17 protein-coding genes and 1 pseudogene are annotated in these 15,380 nt (G+C 60.1%); 8 read left to right on the forward strand and 10 right to left on the reverse strand.

The features are described from left to right. Positions 1 to 40: 40 nt before the first annotated feature. The 3 genes and pseudogenes from NMB39_RS09080 to NMB39_RS09090 all read right to left on the reverse strand — a co-directional run. Positions 41 to 160 (reverse strand): annotated as a pseudogene (locus NMB39_RS09080) (outer membrane lipoprotein carrier protein LolA); the annotation flags it as partial. Between the two features lie 434 nt (positions 161 to 594). Next, on the reverse strand, positions 595 to 1,398 hold the full coding sequence (locus NMB39_RS09085) for a hypothetical protein (RefSeq protein WP_494339392.1): 804 nt from the start codon (positions 1,396 to 1,398) through the stop codon (positions 595 to 597). Positions 1,399 to 1,497: 99 nt separating this feature from the next. Then, entirely contained in the window at positions 1,498 to 2,460 is a 963-nt protein-coding gene (locus NMB39_RS09090) for an alpha/beta hydrolase (protein WP_198720809.1), read from the reverse strand. 143 nt (positions 2,461 to 2,603) lie between these two features. Between NMB39_RS09090 and aroC the strand changes: the two genes are divergently transcribed. The 4 genes from aroC (at position 2,604) to NMB39_RS09110 (ending at position 5,925) form a co-directional block, all read left to right on the forward strand. Beyond that, complete coding sequence (gene aroC / locus NMB39_RS09095; RefSeq protein ID WP_306958451.1) at positions 2,604 to 3,695, forward strand: chorismate synthase; 1,092 nt, start codon at positions 2,604 to 2,606, stop codon at positions 3,693 to 3,695. Positions 3,696 to 3,753: 58 nt separating this feature from the next. After that, positions 3,754 to 4,917, forward strand: a complete 1,164-nt coding sequence (locus tag NMB39_RS09100) for an MFS transporter (RefSeq protein ID WP_306958450.1) — start codon at positions 3,754 to 3,756, stop codon at positions 4,915 to 4,917. After that, positions 4,914 to 5,444, forward strand: a complete 531-nt coding sequence (locus NMB39_RS09105; RefSeq protein ID WP_198720806.1) for a 1,2-dihydroxy-3-keto-5-methylthiopentene dioxygenase — start codon at positions 4,914 to 4,916, stop codon at positions 5,442 to 5,444. The genes NMB39_RS09100 and NMB39_RS09105 overlap by 4 nt, the downstream gene beginning before the upstream one ends. A gap of 211 nt (positions 5,445 to 5,655) precedes the next feature. Beyond that, entirely contained in the window at positions 5,656 to 5,925 is a 270-nt protein-coding gene (locus NMB39_RS09110; protein ID WP_043047637.1) for a response regulator transcription factor, read from the forward strand. Between the two features lie 58 nt (positions 5,926 to 5,983). Here the strand turns inward: NMB39_RS09110 and NMB39_RS09115 are convergent, their stop codons facing one another. After that, positions 5,984 to 6,262 (reverse strand): DUF3509 domain-containing protein, encoded by a 279-nt coding sequence (locus NMB39_RS09115; protein WP_003172952.1) that lies wholly within the window; start codon positions 6,260 to 6,262, stop codon positions 5,984 to 5,986. A gap of 408 nt (positions 6,263 to 6,670) precedes the next feature. On the opposite strand from NMB39_RS09115, the gene NMB39_RS09120 reads away from it, so the two are divergent. From NMB39_RS09120 to NMB39_RS09135, 4 genes are all read left to right on the forward strand, one after another. After that, on the forward strand, positions 6,671 to 8,497 hold the full coding sequence (locus tag NMB39_RS09120) for a long-chain-acyl-CoA synthetase (RefSeq protein WP_494339391.1): 1,827 nt from the start codon (positions 6,671 to 6,673) through the stop codon (positions 8,495 to 8,497). 106 nt (positions 8,498 to 8,603) lie between these two features. After that, positions 8,604 to 9,119, forward strand: a complete 516-nt coding sequence (locus tag NMB39_RS09125; RefSeq protein WP_057025500.1) for an ankyrin repeat domain-containing protein — start codon at positions 8,604 to 8,606, stop codon at positions 9,117 to 9,119. 40 nt (positions 9,120 to 9,159) lie between these two features. Further along, complete coding sequence (locus NMB39_RS09130) at positions 9,160 to 9,690, forward strand: hypothetical protein (RefSeq protein ID WP_057025499.1); 531 nt, start codon at positions 9,160 to 9,162, stop codon at positions 9,688 to 9,690. 68 nt (positions 9,691 to 9,758) lie between these two features. Continuing rightward, positions 9,759 to 9,950, forward strand: coding sequence for a PLDc N-terminal domain-containing protein (locus tag NMB39_RS09135; protein WP_003172956.1), 192 nt, complete (start codon positions 9,759 to 9,761; stop codon positions 9,948 to 9,950). A gap of 76 nt (positions 9,951 to 10,026) precedes the next feature. Here the strand turns inward: NMB39_RS09135 and NMB39_RS09140 are convergent, their stop codons facing one another. From NMB39_RS09140 to NMB39_RS09165, 6 genes are read right to left on the reverse strand one after another with little or no spacing between them, the layout of a single operon-like run. Further along, positions 10,027 to 11,160, reverse strand: coding sequence for a spermidine synthase (locus tag NMB39_RS09140; protein WP_494339390.1), 1,134 nt, complete (start codon positions 11,158 to 11,160; stop codon positions 10,027 to 10,029). Between the two features lie 41 nt (positions 11,161 to 11,201). Then, positions 11,202 to 12,506 (reverse strand): MFS transporter, encoded by a 1,305-nt coding sequence (locus tag NMB39_RS09145; RefSeq protein ID WP_494339389.1) that lies wholly within the window; start codon positions 12,504 to 12,506, stop codon positions 11,202 to 11,204. Between the two features lie 46 nt (positions 12,507 to 12,552). Continuing rightward, positions 12,553 to 13,677 carry a HesA/MoeB/ThiF family protein gene (gene moeB / locus NMB39_RS09150; RefSeq protein ID WP_082636737.1) on the reverse strand — a complete coding sequence of 375 codons (1,125 nt, stop codon included), beginning with the start codon at positions 13,675 to 13,677 and terminating at the stop codon, positions 12,553 to 12,555. Between the two features lies 1 nt (position 13,678). Continuing rightward, a complete protein-coding gene (locus NMB39_RS09155; RefSeq protein WP_494339388.1) occupies positions 13,679 to 13,951 on the reverse strand; it encodes a MoaD/ThiS family protein in 273 nt (90 codons plus the stop codon). Between the two features lie 3 nt (positions 13,952 to 13,954). Continuing rightward, positions 13,955 to 14,689 carry a hypothetical protein gene (locus tag NMB39_RS09160; RefSeq protein ID WP_198720800.1) on the reverse strand — a complete coding sequence of 245 codons (735 nt, stop codon included), beginning with the start codon at positions 14,687 to 14,689 and terminating at the stop codon, positions 13,955 to 13,957. 10 nt (positions 14,690 to 14,699) lie between these two features. Beyond that, entirely contained in the window at positions 14,700 to 15,374 is a 675-nt protein-coding gene (locus tag NMB39_RS09165) for a TfuA-like protein (RefSeq protein WP_057025495.1), read from the reverse strand. Positions 15,375 to 15,380: the final 6 nt, after the last annotated feature.

Raw genomic sequence — 15,380 nt, forward strand, 5'->3', positions numbered from 1 at the left:
GCTGCGCATCGCAGATACGCTGGCGGCGCTTCTGCTTTTCTGTAGGAGCGAGCTTGCTCGCGAAAAACCTGAGAACGCCGCGTTCTTTCTGGTTTCCCGCGTCATCGTTAACGACCTTCGCGGGCAAGCCCGCTCCCACAGGGGTACGCGCAAGCTTCAACGATCAGGTCGGCTATAAGGCCGCCTCGCTGTGTTTTTGATCTTAGGCGCCCCGTTAAACCACGCTGGCCGGAATTCGACAGGGATTTGGGGGGTAAACCGGCAGGGATGCCGGTTTAGCCGCCCCGCGCCATGGATGGCGCGTGGCGGCGGCCCCCCAAATCAATGTCGGATTACGGGCACACCGAGCCTGGGCGAGGTGCCGAGTGGTGGGGCAAGAGCGTTTTGCTTACTTTGCCGCTTTTGCAAAGTGAGCCGCTGTAAGAGCGGAACCTATAGTGGCCGTTACCTAAACAACGGATATGTACCCAGGACGAAAACCAACATCCTCGGCTGTCAGGCCGCCACGGGAGCAAGCTCCCTGGTTTGCTGCGCGACAGCGTCACATCGAAGATGTGGTGGGGACTCCCACATTTGTAATTGCATTCCAGTCTGCTACCGGTGCGTGGCAATCCAGATCAACAAGCCCGCCTGAAACACCGTAAACGCCACCAGGCAGGTGATGGTAAAGCGCAGCCCGCTGTCTTCACGCTTGAACTTGGTGACCTTTTCCTCCTCCTTGCGCAGCTTCACTTCCTGTTCCAACAGGTTCTGCTCGGCCTGTTGCAGCATCTGCGCGGCTTCGAGAATCTCCACGAACTGCACCTTCTCGGTGTTCCAGCTGTCGAGCACGCCGCTGACCTTGCCCGGCTGTACATTGCCTTTGAGGTGCTGCACATCGGCATAGGCCACATCAAAGCCCTGGATACGCAGGAAATGATCGCGGCGCAGGCGCGTGGCTTCGTTGAGGGCGTCCTTGTTGGCCAGGTCCACGCCATCGACGCGGTAGTGTGACCACTTCTTCTTTGCCCATGCAGCTGCCTGGGCGACCAGGAAACGGCCGAGACCACGGTTGGCCGGTTCGATTTCCAAGCTGTTGCCTGGGCCAAAGTGCACGCGGTGTTTATCGTGATCGACCCAGATATCCAAGTGATTCTGCTCGCGACGCACCCGTTGACCTGGCAACTGAATGACCATGCGCAGCAAGCTGTGATGTTTGTCATGGCGCTCGGCATAGCCGAACTGCACGAAGCGCAACGGCCGGGCGCCGGTGGCGCGGTCGGTGGCCAGGGGTGCCAGGCGCAGCATCTTGAAATGTTCGGCGTGGACGTCCGCCCACGGAAGGGCCGGCGCCACGACGGCCTCGGGCCCAGTCGGGGTGTCGGCAGTCGATTCGGGTGTTGCTTCGGTGGTTGTCATGCGGCGCGATCCTGTCCAAGCCCGGCGAGCCGACAGTCTTTTTACTGTCGACCCAGGGCTTATCGGCCGTTTTTCCCAGGACTGGAGGCCAATAGTCGCTTAACGGGGTTGAAGTCCGTCGATAAAGCCGACGATGCGCTGGCCCAGCTCAGCGGCGAGGGGCAGTTTCGGGTCGTTGTAGGACGCCAGTTGCTGCTTCACGTTGTTGGGCACGATGCGCATCACGTGGTTCATGCCTTCGATCACCGTCAACTGCGCGTCGGGCTTGGCCTTCTTCAGTTGCCGGGCATCCGCTACACCAACCTGGATGTCGTTGGTGCCCTGGATGATCAACGCCGGCATGCTCAGCTTGGCGAACGCGGCCGAGGGGTCGGCGCGGAACAGGCTGATCAGGTAAGGCTGTACGCTCGGCCGGAAAATGCCCTCCAGCGGACGCGGCACATCGGCATCCACCTGGCCGGCCTTGAGGTGATCGAGGATTTGATTGCTGCGCAGCAGCAGGGCGGGGGGTAAGTGATCGGCCAGTTGCTGGCGAATCACCTGGTCCACCGGGCGGGCGCTGCCGGACAAGGAAATGACCCCCGCCGGCGCCAGTTGCGGGGCGGCGAGTGCCGCCACCAGGGCGCCTTCGCTATGGCCCAGCACGATCAAAGGGCCCATGCGCGGGTCGGCCTTAAGCAACTTGCCCCAGGCCACGGCGTCGGACACGTAGGCGTCGAGCGTCAGGTTGCGCTCATCCGGCGTGGCCGCCAGGCTCGCGGCCACGCCGCGCTTGTCGTAGCGCACGCTGGCGATGTTGTGCCGGGCGAGTACCCAGGCCAGGCGCTTGAGGCTGTCATTGCGGGCGCCGTCGGCGCTGTTGCCATTGCGATCGGTGGGGCCGGAGCCGGCGATGATCAGCACCACCGGCACCGGTTTATCGGACTGCGGCAACAGCAACGAGCCAAATAGCTCGCCGCTGCCGGTGTCCAGGCTGATCGGGCGTTGCAGTACGACAGGGGAGGCGGCCTGGGCCACAGTGGTCAACAGGGTGAGGGTGAACAGTAAAACTCGCAGCATCATCGCGCCATCATCAGAGAGGTGCCGGTTGGACCAACGTCTACCGGTAAGGTTTCGAGGATGAACTAGTCGGTTAGCCTGCGTATACTGGCCGTCTTAAGTTATTACGGTTGACTTGATTCAACTGATTTCACGGAGCGCCCTGCATGTCCGGCAATACCTTCGGCAAATTGTTCACCGTCACCACCGCGGGCGAAAGCCATGGCCCGGCGTTGGTCGCCATTGTCGACGGCTGCCCGCCAGGCCTGGAGCTGAGCCTGGACGACCTGCAGCGTGACCTCAACCGCCGCAAGCCCGGCACCAGCCGCCACACCACCCAGCGCCAGGAACCGGACGAGGTCGAGATCCTCTCCGGGGTCTTCGAAGGCCGCACCACCGGCTGCGCCATTGGCCTGTTGATTCGCAACACCGACCAGAAGTCCAAGGACTACTCGGCGATCAAGGACCTGTTCCGCCCGTCCCACGCGGACTACACCTACCATCATAAATACGGCGAGCGCGACTACCGTGGCGGTGGCCGCAGCTCGGCGCGGGAAACTGCGATGCGCGTGGCTGCCGGTGCCATCGCCAAGAAATACCTGGCCACCCAGGGCATCGTCATCCGTGGCTACATGAGCCAGCTGGGCCCGATTGAAATCCCGTTCAAGAGTTGGGACAGCGTGCAAGACAACGCCTTCTTCTGCCCCGACCCGGACAAGGTGCCGGAACTGGAAGCCTACATGGACCAGTTGCGCCGCGACCAGGACTCCGTCGGCGCCAGGATCACCGTAGTGGCCGAAGGGGTGAAGCCGGGTCTGGGCGAGCCGATCTTCGACCGCCTCGACGCCGAGCTGGCCCACGCACTGATGAGCATCAACGCGGTGAAGGGTGTGGAAATCGGCGCCGGTTTTGCCTGCGTCGCCCAGCGCGGCACCGAACACCGCGATGAACTGACCCCGGAAGGTTTCCTCAGCAATAACGCGGGCGGTATCCTCGGCGGTATTTCCTCCGGTCAGCCGATCGTGGCGCACCTGGCGCTCAAGGCGACCTCGAGCATTACCACGCCGGGTCGTTCGATCGATGTACACGGCAACCCGGTGGACATGATCACCAAGGGCCGCCACGACCCGTGCGTCGGCATCCGAGCCACGCCGATTGCCGAGGCCATGATGGCCATCGTGCTGATGGACCACCTGCTGCGCAACCGTGGGCAAAATGCCGATGTACGCGTGAGTACGCCGGTACTGGGCCAGCTGTGACGTTCTGTGGCGAGGTGCGAGCTTGCTCGCGCTGGGCTGCGGCGCAGCCCCCCATACAATGACCCCACCGCTCCCGTACTGGCGCCTCTCCAGCTTCTACCTGTTCTACTTCGCCCTGCTGGGGGCGACGGCGCCGTTCCTGGCGCTGTACTTCGATCACCTGGGGTTCTCCAGCGCGCGCATCGGCGAGCTGGTGGCCATCCCCATGTTGATGCGCTGCGTGGCGCCGAACCTGTGGGGCTGGATCGGCGACTACACTGGCCGGCGCCTGGCTATCGTGCGGTTTGGCGCGGTGTGCACCCTGGCCAGTTTCTGCCTGATCTTCGTCAGCAAGACCTACGCCTGGCTGGCGATGGTCATGGCCCTGCACGCGTTTTTCTGGCACGCGGTGCTGCCGCAGTTTGAGGTCATCACCCTGGCTCACCTGCACAAGCAGACCTCGCGCTACAGCCAGGTCCGCCTGTGGGGCTCCATTGGTTTTATCCTCACCGTGGTGATCATGGGGCGTCTGTTCGACTGGCTGAGCCTGGATATCTACCCGGTGGTGGTCGTGGTGATCATGGCCGGCATCATTGGTGCCAGCCTGTGGGTGCCGAACGCGCAGCCCACCAGTCACGGCAAGCGCCTGGCCGGAGACGGTTTCCTCATGCAATTGCGTAGTCCCGGGGTGCTGGCGTTTTATGCCTGCGTGGCGCTGATGCAAATGAGCCATGGCCCGTACTACACCTTCCTCACCCTGCATCTGGAACACTTGGGCTACAGCCGTGGGGTGATCGGCCTGTTGTGGGCGCTGGGGGTGGTGGCGGAGGTGCTGATGTTCCTGGCCATGAGCCGCATCCTTGCGCGTTTTTCCGTGCGTCGGGTGCTATTGGCAAGTTTTCTGCTGGCGGCGTTGCGCTGGCTGCTGCTGGGTTCATTCGCCGAGTTTTTCTGGGTGCTGCTCCTGGCGCAGCTGCTGCATGCCGCCACGTTCGGCAGCTTTCACGCGGCGGCAATTGCCTTTGTGCAACGCAGTTTCGGTGACCGCCAGCAAGGCCAGGGCCAGGCGCTGTACGCGGCATTGGCCGGCACGGGCGGCGCCCTTGGTGCCCTGTATTCCGGCTATAGCTGGAACCTGTTGGGGCCGACCCTGACGTTCAGTATCGCCAGCGCCGCGGCCCTGGCTGCCGCCATTATCATTGGCCTTCGATTGCAAGAGCCGAACCAAGGAACCGTGCAATGAGTTATGTAGCCGTCTACCCCATCGCCACCGCGGATACTCCGAACAAGGTGCTCACCCATGTCGCTGACATCCAGTCGACCCTGGCCGAGCACGGCGTTCGCTTTGAGCGCTGGCAGCCCAGCCCGGTCGAGAAGGGCGCCAGTGAGGCTGAAATGATCGAGGCTTACCGGGCGCAGATCGATGCCCTTGGGTACGCCGCCGTGGAAGTGATTCGCGTAGAGAATGATCATCCACAGAAAGATGAGTTGCGCACCCAGGGCCTGGCCGAACGAACCTACAGTGAAGACCACGTACGCTTCTTCGTCGCCGGCCAGGGGCTGTTCACTCTCCATGTAGACGATTATGTATACGGCGTGCGCTGTGAGAAACATGACCTGCTGATCATCCCGGCAGGTTTACCCCACTGGTTCGATATGGGCGAGAACCCGCACTGTGTGACGCTGCGCTTGTTCAACACCGCTCACGGCCGGGTGCCAAAACTCACCGGCGACGATATAGCGGTTCGTTTTCCGGAATTGGACGACTAAGCATAAAAAATTGAATATTCAACCCAGGCAAGTTGGAATTTGCTGTGGGAAGAAACTTAATTAGTTGTAGGGCGAAGCTGTTTATTCTGTGCTTTACGCTTTCACTCCATTCGTTATGTAACTCTCTGTTCCGCGTCAATGTTTAAGCCATCTGTCAATAGGAGGAATCCGAAAGGTGGCAGCGCATCAGCAGATATCAAAGGAGAGAGCAATGAATGGCCCAGAGCAGACATATCGCCCGTTGGTGATCGTACCCACGGCTGTCAGGAAACGTCTGAGCTTGTCTGGCAAGCCCCTGACGCCGACGGAACTGGAAATCCTGCGGTGGGCCTCAGAGGGCAAGACCGTCTGGGAGATCAGCCAGATTCGCGCCACCTCCGAAGCCACAGTGAAATTCCATCTGCGCAATATCTACGGCAAGCTGGATGTCACCAACCGTGTACAGGCGATGAATGAAGCCTCCCGCCAGGGCTTGTGTTGAAGGCATAAAAAAGGGCCGCGAAGCCTAAAAGCGTCGCGGCCCTTTTCACGTCGATGGCTTAAGCCGAATGGTAAGTCGGCAGCGCAAACCGGTTCTGGCTTTGCAGCATCGAAATCTGTGGCAGCTCACTGGCTTGTTCGGCCAGGTCGCGGCGAATGGCGCTGATCACCCAGGTCAGTTGATCAGCGGTGTGCAGCTGCTGGTAAGAGATCGAACGCTTGACCTGCTTACCTTCGCTGTTGCGCAGGGTCAACAGGATGCCGCCGTCTGGACGTGGTTGGGTGGTGACGTCGTAGTTGGAGAATACTGAAGCGAATTTATCTTGGATCAGGCTCATGTCTATCAGCTCCGTTGGCTCAAGTTGGCAAGCATGGAGTGATAGGTGCAGTGATTGTGCCAGTATTGCTTGTCTCAAAAAAACGTTACAAATCAGCTAGTTATAAATTTTTGCAGTTTTCATTTTCGTGCATTTTGCATGAAGGCCCATCGTGCATCCTGCATTTTGCGTTATCGGGTCGAGCATTTTTCACACTGGGCCGTCGGCCCTTCACACTATTGACCACGATTTTTCCCAGAAAATTCCATCGCCAATGGCCGCCGTTGCCTGGGATACAAAACTTTTCAAATCCTGCGTGTACAGCCAAAGAATGGCTGACGTATTTTCCTGCGAGCCATTCGGCGAATTCCCATGGGGCCGTCGATGTTTCTGGACCAGACCAAGAATAAGAAAAAGGGACGTTCCGCCATGAGTCATCCGCAAAACGACCTCATCACCTGGAGCATGATGCTTCGCAAGGTGCCTGCTATCGTACGAGCGCTGCCGCGAGTGGTTCGCGGTATGCGCGCTGCCAATGTCACTGACCCCAGGCAACCCTGCGGCTTGGGCTGGCATTTCGAGCAAGCCACGCTGCGCAACCCAGATGGCAACGCCTTGCTTTATGCGGACAGCGCGATCAGCTATCGCGACGCCAATCAGCATGCCAATCGCATCGCCCACTACCTGCTGGCCCAAGGCATTCGCAAGGGGGACGTGGTGGCGCTGTTTATCGAGAACCGCCCCGAGTTGCTGTTGAGCGTGTTGGCCGTGGCCAAGCTGGGGGGCATCTGCGCCATGCTCAACACCTCGCAAACCCATGCGCCGCTGGAGCACAGCCTGACGTTGGTCAGTCCGGCAGCCATCGTGGTAGGCGCGGAGCTGTTGAGCGCCTATGCGGCGGTGCGCGATCAGATCGGGATCCCGGCCGAGCGGACCTGGCTCGTCGCGGATCAACCCGGCAGCGCGACGCCCGCAGGCTACATCGACCTGATGGCCGCCAGCGTCGACGGCCCGGTAGACAACCCGGCGAGCTCCGCGCAGGTTTTCTTCAACGACCCCTGCTTCTATATCTACACGTCCGGCACTACCGGCTTGCCCAAGGCCGGCATCATGAAGCACGGGCGCTGGACCAAGACCGCCGTGAGCTTCGGCAGCATCGCACTGGACATGGGCCCGCAGGACGTTCTCTATTGCACCTTGCCGCTGTACCACGCCACCGGCCTGTGTGTGTGCTGGGGCTCGGCGATTATTGGCGCGTCCGGCTTCGCCATCCGGCGCAAATTCAGTGCCAGCCAGTTCTGGGACGATGCGCGCAGGTTCAACGCGACCACCCTTGGCTACGTCGGCGAGTTGTGCCGCTACTTGCTCGACCAGCCGCCCAGCGAACAGGATCGCGATAACCGTGTGACCAAGATGGTTGGCAATGGCTTGCGCCCCGGTGTGTGGGCAACGTTCAAGCAGCGTTATGGGGTCGAGCATATCTGCGAACTGTATGCCGCCAGCGACGGCAATATCGGCTTCACCAATGTGCTGAATTTCGACAACACCATCGGCTTTTGCCTGCAGCATTGGGCGCTGGTGGATTACGCCCATGACACGGGTGAGCCGCTGCGTGGCAGCAACGGATTCATGCACAAGGTAGCCACCGGCGGCCAGGGCCTGTTGCTGGCGCGAATCGATGAGAAATCGCCTTTCGATGGCTATACCGACCCCGCAAAGAATCGCAAGGTGGTGCTGACCGACGTGTTCGAAAAGGGCGACCGCTATTTCAACACCGGCGACCTGGTGCGTAGCATTGGCTTTGGCCACGCGCAATTTGTCGATCGCCTGGGCGATACCTATCGCTGGAAGGGCGAAAACGTCTCGACCACCGAAGTGGAAAACGTCCTGCTGCAACACCCGCAGATCGCCGAGGTGGTGGCCTACGGTGTCGAGATCGAAAACACCAATGGTCGTGCAGGCATGGTCGCCATCACCCCCAGCGAATCCCTGGCCGCCCTGGACATGCGCCAATTGTTGCAATTCGCCCACGGGCAGTTGCCGCATTATGCGGTGCCGCTGTTCCTGCGTATCAAGGTAAAGATGGAAACCACCGGCACCTTCAAGTACCAGAAAGTGAAGCTCAAGGAGGAGGCGTTCGACCCGGACAAGGTCGGCAATGATCCGGTCTACGCCTGGTTGCCAGGTACGGACAGCTACGTGCCCGTCACCGGGCAGTTGTTGGCGCAGATCCAGGGCGGGCAGTTGCGTTATTGATTCTGGCTATGGCGGCTTTTGACAAAAAAGCCATGACACTGGGGAACTCCCTCGCGACACTGAGCGCCTTATTCAATTACATAAGCCGCCTCAGCAAGGAGCCCCCATGTCAGACCAGCCCAAACAAATGACCGAAGACGAAGCTGCCGAGTTTGCCGAGCAGGTCTTCGACGTTGCCCGCCGCGGTGACGCCGCCATGCTCGCGGCGTTGTTGGCAAAGGGCTTGCCGGCCAACTTTCGTAATCACAATGGCGATACCTTATTGATGCTCGCGGCCTACCACGGCCACCCCGAGGCGGTAAAAGTACTGCTGGAACACCAGGCCGACCCCTTGATCGCCAACGACAAGAACCAGTTGCCGATTGCCGGCGCGGCGTTCAAAGGCAACCTGCCGGTGGTGCAGGCGCTGATCGACGGCGGCACACCGGTTGAGGCGGCGTCGTCGGACGGGCGTACGGCCTTGATGATGGCGGCGATGTTCAATCGCGTTGAAATGGTGGATTACCTGCTCAGTAAGGGCGCAAACCCCAAGGCCACCGATGCACAGGGTGCCACTGCGCTGGCGGCGGCAAAGACCATGGGCGCGGTGGATACGGCGGCGCAGTTGCAGAAACTGGTGTAGGCTACGCGCCCTCCAAAACCCGCCCGCCATAGGATCGCCCATGAAAACCGCCCTCGTCGAACTCATCAGCAAAATCAGCGCCGGCGTCATGGGCGACGATGAGGTCGTGCGTATCGCCGAAGAAGCGGCCCAGGCCTACGCGGACCCGGCGGCGTTCCTGGCGGCCAACCCGGATATCAACTACGACGACAGCTTCCCGATCCCGCTGGGTGAATGGGTGGTGGTCGGTAGCTTGCCGGACACGGTGTTGTTCCAGGCCGATACCTATGTCGACCTGTTTGCCCAGATCGTCGCGTCGTTCGGCCCGGGCGTGGCGTTCAACCTCAAGCCCAAGCAATTGGCCAAGACCGAAGACCTGACTGCGCTGAACCGTATCCAGATCCAGATGAGTGCCCTGAGCCCGGAAGACGGCGGTTATGTGCTGATGAACTTCAGCCAGTTGCTGGACGACGAGATCCAGGCGGTACTGGTATTTGGCAACGACCTGCCACGGGTGCTGGAGTTGTGCGCCGAAGTCGGCATCAAGGCCGAGCCATCCCTGGAAGCCTTGAAGATTGCCGTACACGTCTGAAAATAAAACGGAACCCCCGCCAGGCCTGGCTATCCTACAAGGGCATGCCCTCACTTAGGAGCGACACCATGGGTTCCACTTTTAATGGCCTGATTGGCCTGATCATCCTCGCGCTGGATATCTGGGCGATCATCAACGTGTTCAAAAGCGGCGCGAGCACGGGCGCCAAGGTGCTGTGGATCTTGTTGATCCTGTTGTTGCCGGTACTGGGCCTGATCATCTGGGCGATTGCCGGGCCACGCGGTAACGTGCGGATCTGAAGCCGCCGTAGAGGCGGTGCAGCGCGGCTGGGTCTACGGTGCGTCTGATGCACCGCAGGCGCAGCCGCGTAGCTGGTCACGCTGCCTGTGACAATCGAGCCAGCGCTCTGCGGAAGCCATCCACCTTGTTCGCATCCCCGCGGGTCCTGTGGGTAATAACGCCATAGGCGTAAGGAAGCAGCCCCTCCAGCCAGTCTCGAGGGCGTGCCTCGACGCTATCGTCCAGGGTCGCGACGACCCAGTCCGGCAACCATGACATATCGCGATCAGAGAAGTTGACCTCACCTGCGATCAGCAATGCCAGAGTGGTGCGCAGCGATGATGGGTCTTTCAGCAGGCGCTCCTGCAGTGCCAGGCAAGCTTGCGGGTGATCCAGCAGCTCAAGCAGATCGCCGGGTTTGTCCAGCACCAACGGCGGCACAAGCAGTGCGGACAAGGCCGGTAACGCACCCACCCAACGTTTATGCACCTCCCGATCAATCCCTGCGAAGTCCAGTGCTGGCGATACATCCGGCGTGTCTTGGATAACCGTTGGCGTCAGGTAGCGCAGGCGAAGGCCCATGAGGTCCATGAACAGCTGGTCACTGACACACAACGACCCCACGGCTGCAGTGGTGGAGGGCGGTGGGCCGATGATGAACGTCGCATTGCGTCGGTGGGGCAGGTGGTGAATGTCGCCCCAGCTGTCATTCAGGCGCTTGGCCAGCCAGGCCTGCGGCGTAGAACCTATGAACGGCTCAAGGTTCATGGGCACGCCAAAACCGTTGAATACCACATGACCGCGAGGGTTCAGGCGGCTTTTGAGCCGTTGGTGAAAACCCTGATCAAACACGATCGGGGCGTAACCCTCCTCGGTGTAGAGATCGACGATGATCACATCGAACCGCTCGGAGGTCGCGCCCAGGAAGTGCGCGGCATCGTCGACCACACTGTCAAAGCGCAGATGCGCTGCCAGTCGGTTGCGGTTTTCCAGGCTTCGCACGGCGGCGGTCTCGTCCAGGTCGACGGCCAACAGGCGGGTCACCCGGGTACTGGCTGCGATGGGCGCCAGCGCCACGCCATCCGAAAGCCCCAGCATCAACACCGAGATGCCCGCCTTCGATGGGTCGCCCAGGAAGCCGATGCAACCCATGTCGTCATAATATTGGCCGCAGAAGATCTGTTCATGGCGAGCGGGTTCAAGCCGGTCCTTGAGGTCTGGCGTGGTCAAAGGCAACTCCATTTGCAAGTGGTGGGTGATGACGAGACGCGTCAGCGCGCGAACGCTGCCGGGTATTTGTCCAGGTAGGCATCGCTCAGTTGCGTGTCCTGGGTGCGCATGAACGTTTTGAAGTCGGGTACCAAAAACACCAGCAACGACAACAGCAGCACCATGAGGCCCAGCAGGGTGATGGTCAGCGCGACGCCCAGATGGGCGATCAGGCCGGTCATCGCGAAACTGCCCAAGGGGCTGGCTGCGGCAGAGAGAAACGCCACCGTGGCAAAGATCCGGTTGCGATGGAGTTTGGGGGTTGCCAGTAACCTCACGGCCGAGGTGGGGATGTTGATCAGCATCAGGCCGACGCCCCCGCAGAAAAAGGCCGCCGGCACCAGCAACGACGAAGACACGGTGCCGACCACCACCAGGTTTAACCCCAGTAACGCAAAGCCTGCGGATACACACAGGTCGCGGGGGAGGTGATCGGATAACCAGCCGATGATTTTGTAGCTGCCTGCCAGAATCCCCAGTCCGAAACATGAGTCCAGAAGACCGATGTAAGTGACCGGATAGTGGATGACGTCTTTTACGTAGAGTGGCAGCAGGATGGTGAAAAAGGGAAACAAGGCAAAGTTGATCAGCATCGCGACAATGGCCAGGTAAAACTCGACCTTCACGCCATACACCACCTTGAAGCCGGAGTAGATCATGCGCCAGCCGCTGGTGGAGGGGGCATTGTCGCTGTGGCTGGTGGCACCGACGGAGTTAGGTATGGTCGCTATCAGCGCCCCGGCGAAGAGAATCGCAACGAAATCGGCGGCAAACGCAAATGTGATCCCGAACCCATAGATCAACCCACTGGCCATGACGGGCCCCAGCAGGATCGAAAAGGACGACATCACACTTTTGGTGCGAAAGGCCAGGGAGACTTTATCGTCGTGCGCAAATAAAGGAATGATCGAGGCCTGGAGCGGATCACGTACGCCGACAATCGCGCTGCTGACCATCATCAGCGCGCCCACCGTCCAGGGGTTGAAAGACCCCGTGGCAGACAGTACCACCATCAACAAGGCAGTCAGTAAGCTGAGCCAGGAAGCCAGCTTGATGATCAGGATCTTGTTGTACTTGTCCCCCAACCACCCCAGCAGGGGTTTGGCTAATACCTCGGCTGCGATGGAGCAGGCAATCATATTGGCAAAATAAAGTGCAGACCCGGTTTCCTGCAACGCCCACCAGGCCACCGCCAGTTGATTGCAGCGGCCCCCCAGCACCATCAACAAAAAGCTGAATTGCACTTTCAGCAGACGTCGGTCGATGCCGGGAAAACCCCAGGTGATGCCTGAAGAATTTGCACTCATTGAGGGACCTTTGATCCGGAGGGAATAACTGCGCAATCAGCGGCGTTCACGGCGCGACCAGCGTGGCGTTGTCAGGAAAAGTCGTCAGGTAGCGCTCGATGCCGCCCTCAAGGCTGAAGAGCTCCGCGTGTGGGTGGATGCTGCGAACCGCCAGCAGGGCGGCCTTGCTCCTGACCCCGGATTTGCAATAGAAGACGATACGGCGGGTGGTATCCAGTTCTTGCCGGCGATCGAGTATGTCTTTGAGCGGAATCAAGCGGCCGCCCAGCGAAGCGTGCAGGTGTTCATGGCTGTCGCGTACGTCGACCAGTTGAAAGGGCGCTTGTGACTCGAGCCAATCATGCAATTTGTCGGGCGACAGCCAATCGCTGTCACGCCATGCAGGCGTGGTGGAAGCCCCCAGGGCGGGTGCGGGAAGGCGGTTCCGGTTTTTATGGACGCTCAACAGGTGGAAGGTGTTGTCCAGGCAGTCGATGGACAACAATTTGCCGCTCAATGGCTCCCCGGCCTGGAGGATGAGTTTGAGCACTTCGTTGGCTTGAAAGCAGCCGAGCAGGCCAGGTATGACGCCCAGCACGCCGGCTTGCGCACAGTTTTGCGTCAAGTGTGGAGGCGGTGGGGTTTCGAACAGATCGCGAAAGCACGGCCCCCGCTCCTGGGTGGCTTGGTGGTAGTGATTAAATACCGACACCTGGCCTTCGAACTGACTGATCGAGGCATAGACCATCGGTTTCTCACCGGCGACACAGGCATCGCTTATGAGGTATTTGGTGTCGAAGTTATCCGTGGCGTCGACGATGATGTCGTAGCTCGCCAGCAGCGACAGCACATTGTCCGGGTTCAGCGTGGTGGCAAAGGTATCGACGACGATGTCCGGGTTCAACTGGTTGACGCGCCGCTTGGCGGCCGACACTTTCAGTTCGCCCACATCGGCCACCCCATAGAGAATCTGTCGATGCAGGTTGCTCAGGTCGACGATGTCGTTATCAACGATGCCGAGCGTGCCGACCCCGGCGCCTGCCAGGTACAAGAGCACCGGGCAGCCCAGCCCTCCGGCGCCGACCACCAGCACCTTGCTTTCTTTGAGGCGTTGCTGGCCCTGGGCACCGACTTCACTGAGGATTATCTGGCGGGCATAACGGGAGGTGTCCGTCTTCAGGTCGCACTGCATGTCAGCCACCTGCCACGGCGTTGATCAGAATCAACTGCGCATTACTGTCCAGGACGCGGCCGCGGTCTTGCGCACTCATTACCGGAACCCCGTTGACGAACAAGCCCACGAACGGCAGTGGGTGAAGGTCCTCGGAGAACACCGGGCCAATCAGCGCGGGAAACCGCGCGGTCAGGTTGCCCAGTACATCATTGACACACAAACCCTCGGCCTCGTGGGTTTTATGTTGGTCGGTGTAAAGCAGGAACTGGCGGGGAAAGTGTACGACTGCCATGGGTCATCCTTGAGCGTTGTCAGTGGTCAGTTCACTGGAGAACGTATCCAGCCTGGAGGTGATCAGCTTGCCGATTTCAGACAGTTCGGCGGATGCCTGGAGCGTGGCCAGGCTCTGCAGGAAATACTGGTGCAGAAAATCCAGCCGTTCGGGACGCGCCCGCTCGGAGCCGCTCGCCACCAGGCGCTGGTGATAGTTCACGGCGCTGACCGCGAACAGGCAAGCCAGCAGGACACCTCGAGGGTTCTTGCCGCCGGTGCCCGATGGCAGCACGTAGTCGTTCGCGCTGTCCTTGAGCTGGAAGTCGTAAATCTCGGCGATCATGCTGCACCAGATATGCGACAGCTCATGCACGAGCAGTTCCTCAAGATCGGTGATGCTGGTGAACGCGTCTTCACCCAGGAACATCTGTTGCGGCAGCACCGGATTGGTCAGGCTGACCTGGTGCGTCAGCAACTTATAGATATTCACTGGCAGATCGAACAGTTTGCTCCAGTGCGGCAGCAAGGCTTTAAGGTTGCTCCTGGCTTCGGCCAGCATGAACTGCTCGGCGTTACCCAGCGCTTGATGGGGTGGGAACTCAGGCGCGCCTTCGACGTGCTGGTGATACAGGGCGGTGGCAAAATCAGGTTGCAGATAAGTGGCTAACGGTAACTCGCTGCCGGCGATATTCCTGCGTACAACGGCGACGAGGGTTAGAAGTTTGGTGCTGTTGAAGTGTGGATTTACAAACGGCAAGCCGTTTATTTCACACAGTATCTCTGATGGCGACATTCTGTTTTACCGTCTTCGTCCATGGTTTCAGTTTGAGAAAATCGATCAAGTCCAGGCTTTTTATTCTGTAGGCCGAAAAGTTGGCCAGGGCACTGTCTATGGTGGGTTCCGCGACAGGCAGTGCCATCAAGGCGTCTTTCAGACAACTGAGCGTGCGATGTCCGTACCACATGTTTTTCAGGTAGTGCAGGGTTTGCTGTGCGTGGGCTGGCGTGATGATTTGCTCCGCCGTCCAGTGCTTCAAAAACTGCCGGATATGGATAAGCGGCTCGCTGAGCGAAAGGTAAGGTGCTTGTGCCTGGTGCACCAATGTCACTTCGTCGTCGGACATGTCCGGGTCGCTGGCGAATTGCCGATAGACTTCGCCAAAGCCGGTCATTCCCAACCTGTCCATTTCACAGGCGCGAATGGCCCCCATGGAAGACAGGCCCCAAATGCGCCAACCGGCGTTCAGGGCCGTCAGGATCTCGGCATGCCCGACAGCAGGGTGTGCATGGAAAACGCCATCGACAATCGCAAGATCCGAAGGCGGCGATTGCGCAACCAGGCGTTCTATGTCGCCGCGTTTGACGGGAGGGCATACCACCAGGTCGTCGCTGCACAGCAGTCGGCTGTCGATGCCTTGCAGGGAAGGGCCCGCAAATAGCATGCAGGG

The organism is Pseudomonas sp. FBCC-B545, from assembly GCF_059134095.1.

Excerpts from the sequence above, each read along its gene's own strand:
- NMB39_RS09165 (WP_057025495.1), bottom strand. The coding sequence starts at position 15,374 with ATGCTATTTGCGGGCCCTTCCCTGCAAGGCATCGACAGCCGACTGCTG.
- NMB39_RS09135 (WP_003172956.1), top strand. The coding sequence starts at position 9,759 with ATGGGTTCCACTTTTAATGGCCTGATTGGCCTGATCATCCTCGCGCTG.
- NMB39_RS09090 (WP_198720809.1), bottom strand. The coding sequence starts at position 2,460 with ATGATGCTGCGAGTTTTACTGTTCACCCTCACCCTGTTGACCACTGTG.
- NMB39_RS09155 (WP_494339388.1), bottom strand. The coding sequence starts at position 13,951 with ATGGCAGTCGTACACTTTCCCCGCCAGTTCCTGCTTTACACCGACCAA.
- NMB39_RS09105 (WP_198720806.1), top strand. The coding sequence starts at position 4,914 with ATGAGTTATGTAGCCGTCTACCCCATCGCCACCGCGGATACTCCGAAC.
- NMB39_RS09130 (WP_057025499.1), top strand. The coding sequence starts at position 9,160 with ATGAAAACCGCCCTCGTCGAACTCATCAGCAAAATCAGCGCCGGCGTC.
- NMB39_RS09115 (WP_003172952.1), bottom strand. The coding sequence starts at position 6,262 with ATGAGCCTGATCCAAGATAAATTCGCTTCAGTATTCTCCAACTACGAC.
- NMB39_RS09120 (WP_494339391.1), top strand. The coding sequence starts at position 6,671 with ATGAGTCATCCGCAAAACGACCTCATCACCTGGAGCATGATGCTTCGC.
- NMB39_RS09145 (WP_494339389.1), bottom strand. The coding sequence starts at position 12,506 with ATGAGTGCAAATTCTTCAGGCATCACCTGGGGTTTTCCCGGCATCGAC.
- aroC (WP_306958451.1), top strand. The coding sequence starts at position 2,604 with ATGTCCGGCAATACCTTCGGCAAATTGTTCACCGTCACCACCGCGGGC.
- NMB39_RS09100 (WP_306958450.1), top strand. The coding sequence starts at position 3,754 with ATGACCCCACCGCTCCCGTACTGGCGCCTCTCCAGCTTCTACCTGTTC.
- NMB39_RS09110 (WP_043047637.1), top strand. The coding sequence starts at position 5,656 with ATGAATGGCCCAGAGCAGACATATCGCCCGTTGGTGATCGTACCCACG.
- NMB39_RS09125 (WP_057025500.1), top strand. The coding sequence starts at position 8,604 with ATGTCAGACCAGCCCAAACAAATGACCGAAGACGAAGCTGCCGAGTTT.
- NMB39_RS09085 (WP_494339392.1), bottom strand. The coding sequence starts at position 1,398 with ATGACAACCACCGAAGCAACACCCGAATCGACTGCCGACACCCCGACT.
- moeB (WP_082636737.1), bottom strand. The coding sequence starts at position 13,677 with ATGCAGTGCGACCTGAAGACGGACACCTCCCGTTATGCCCGCCAGATA.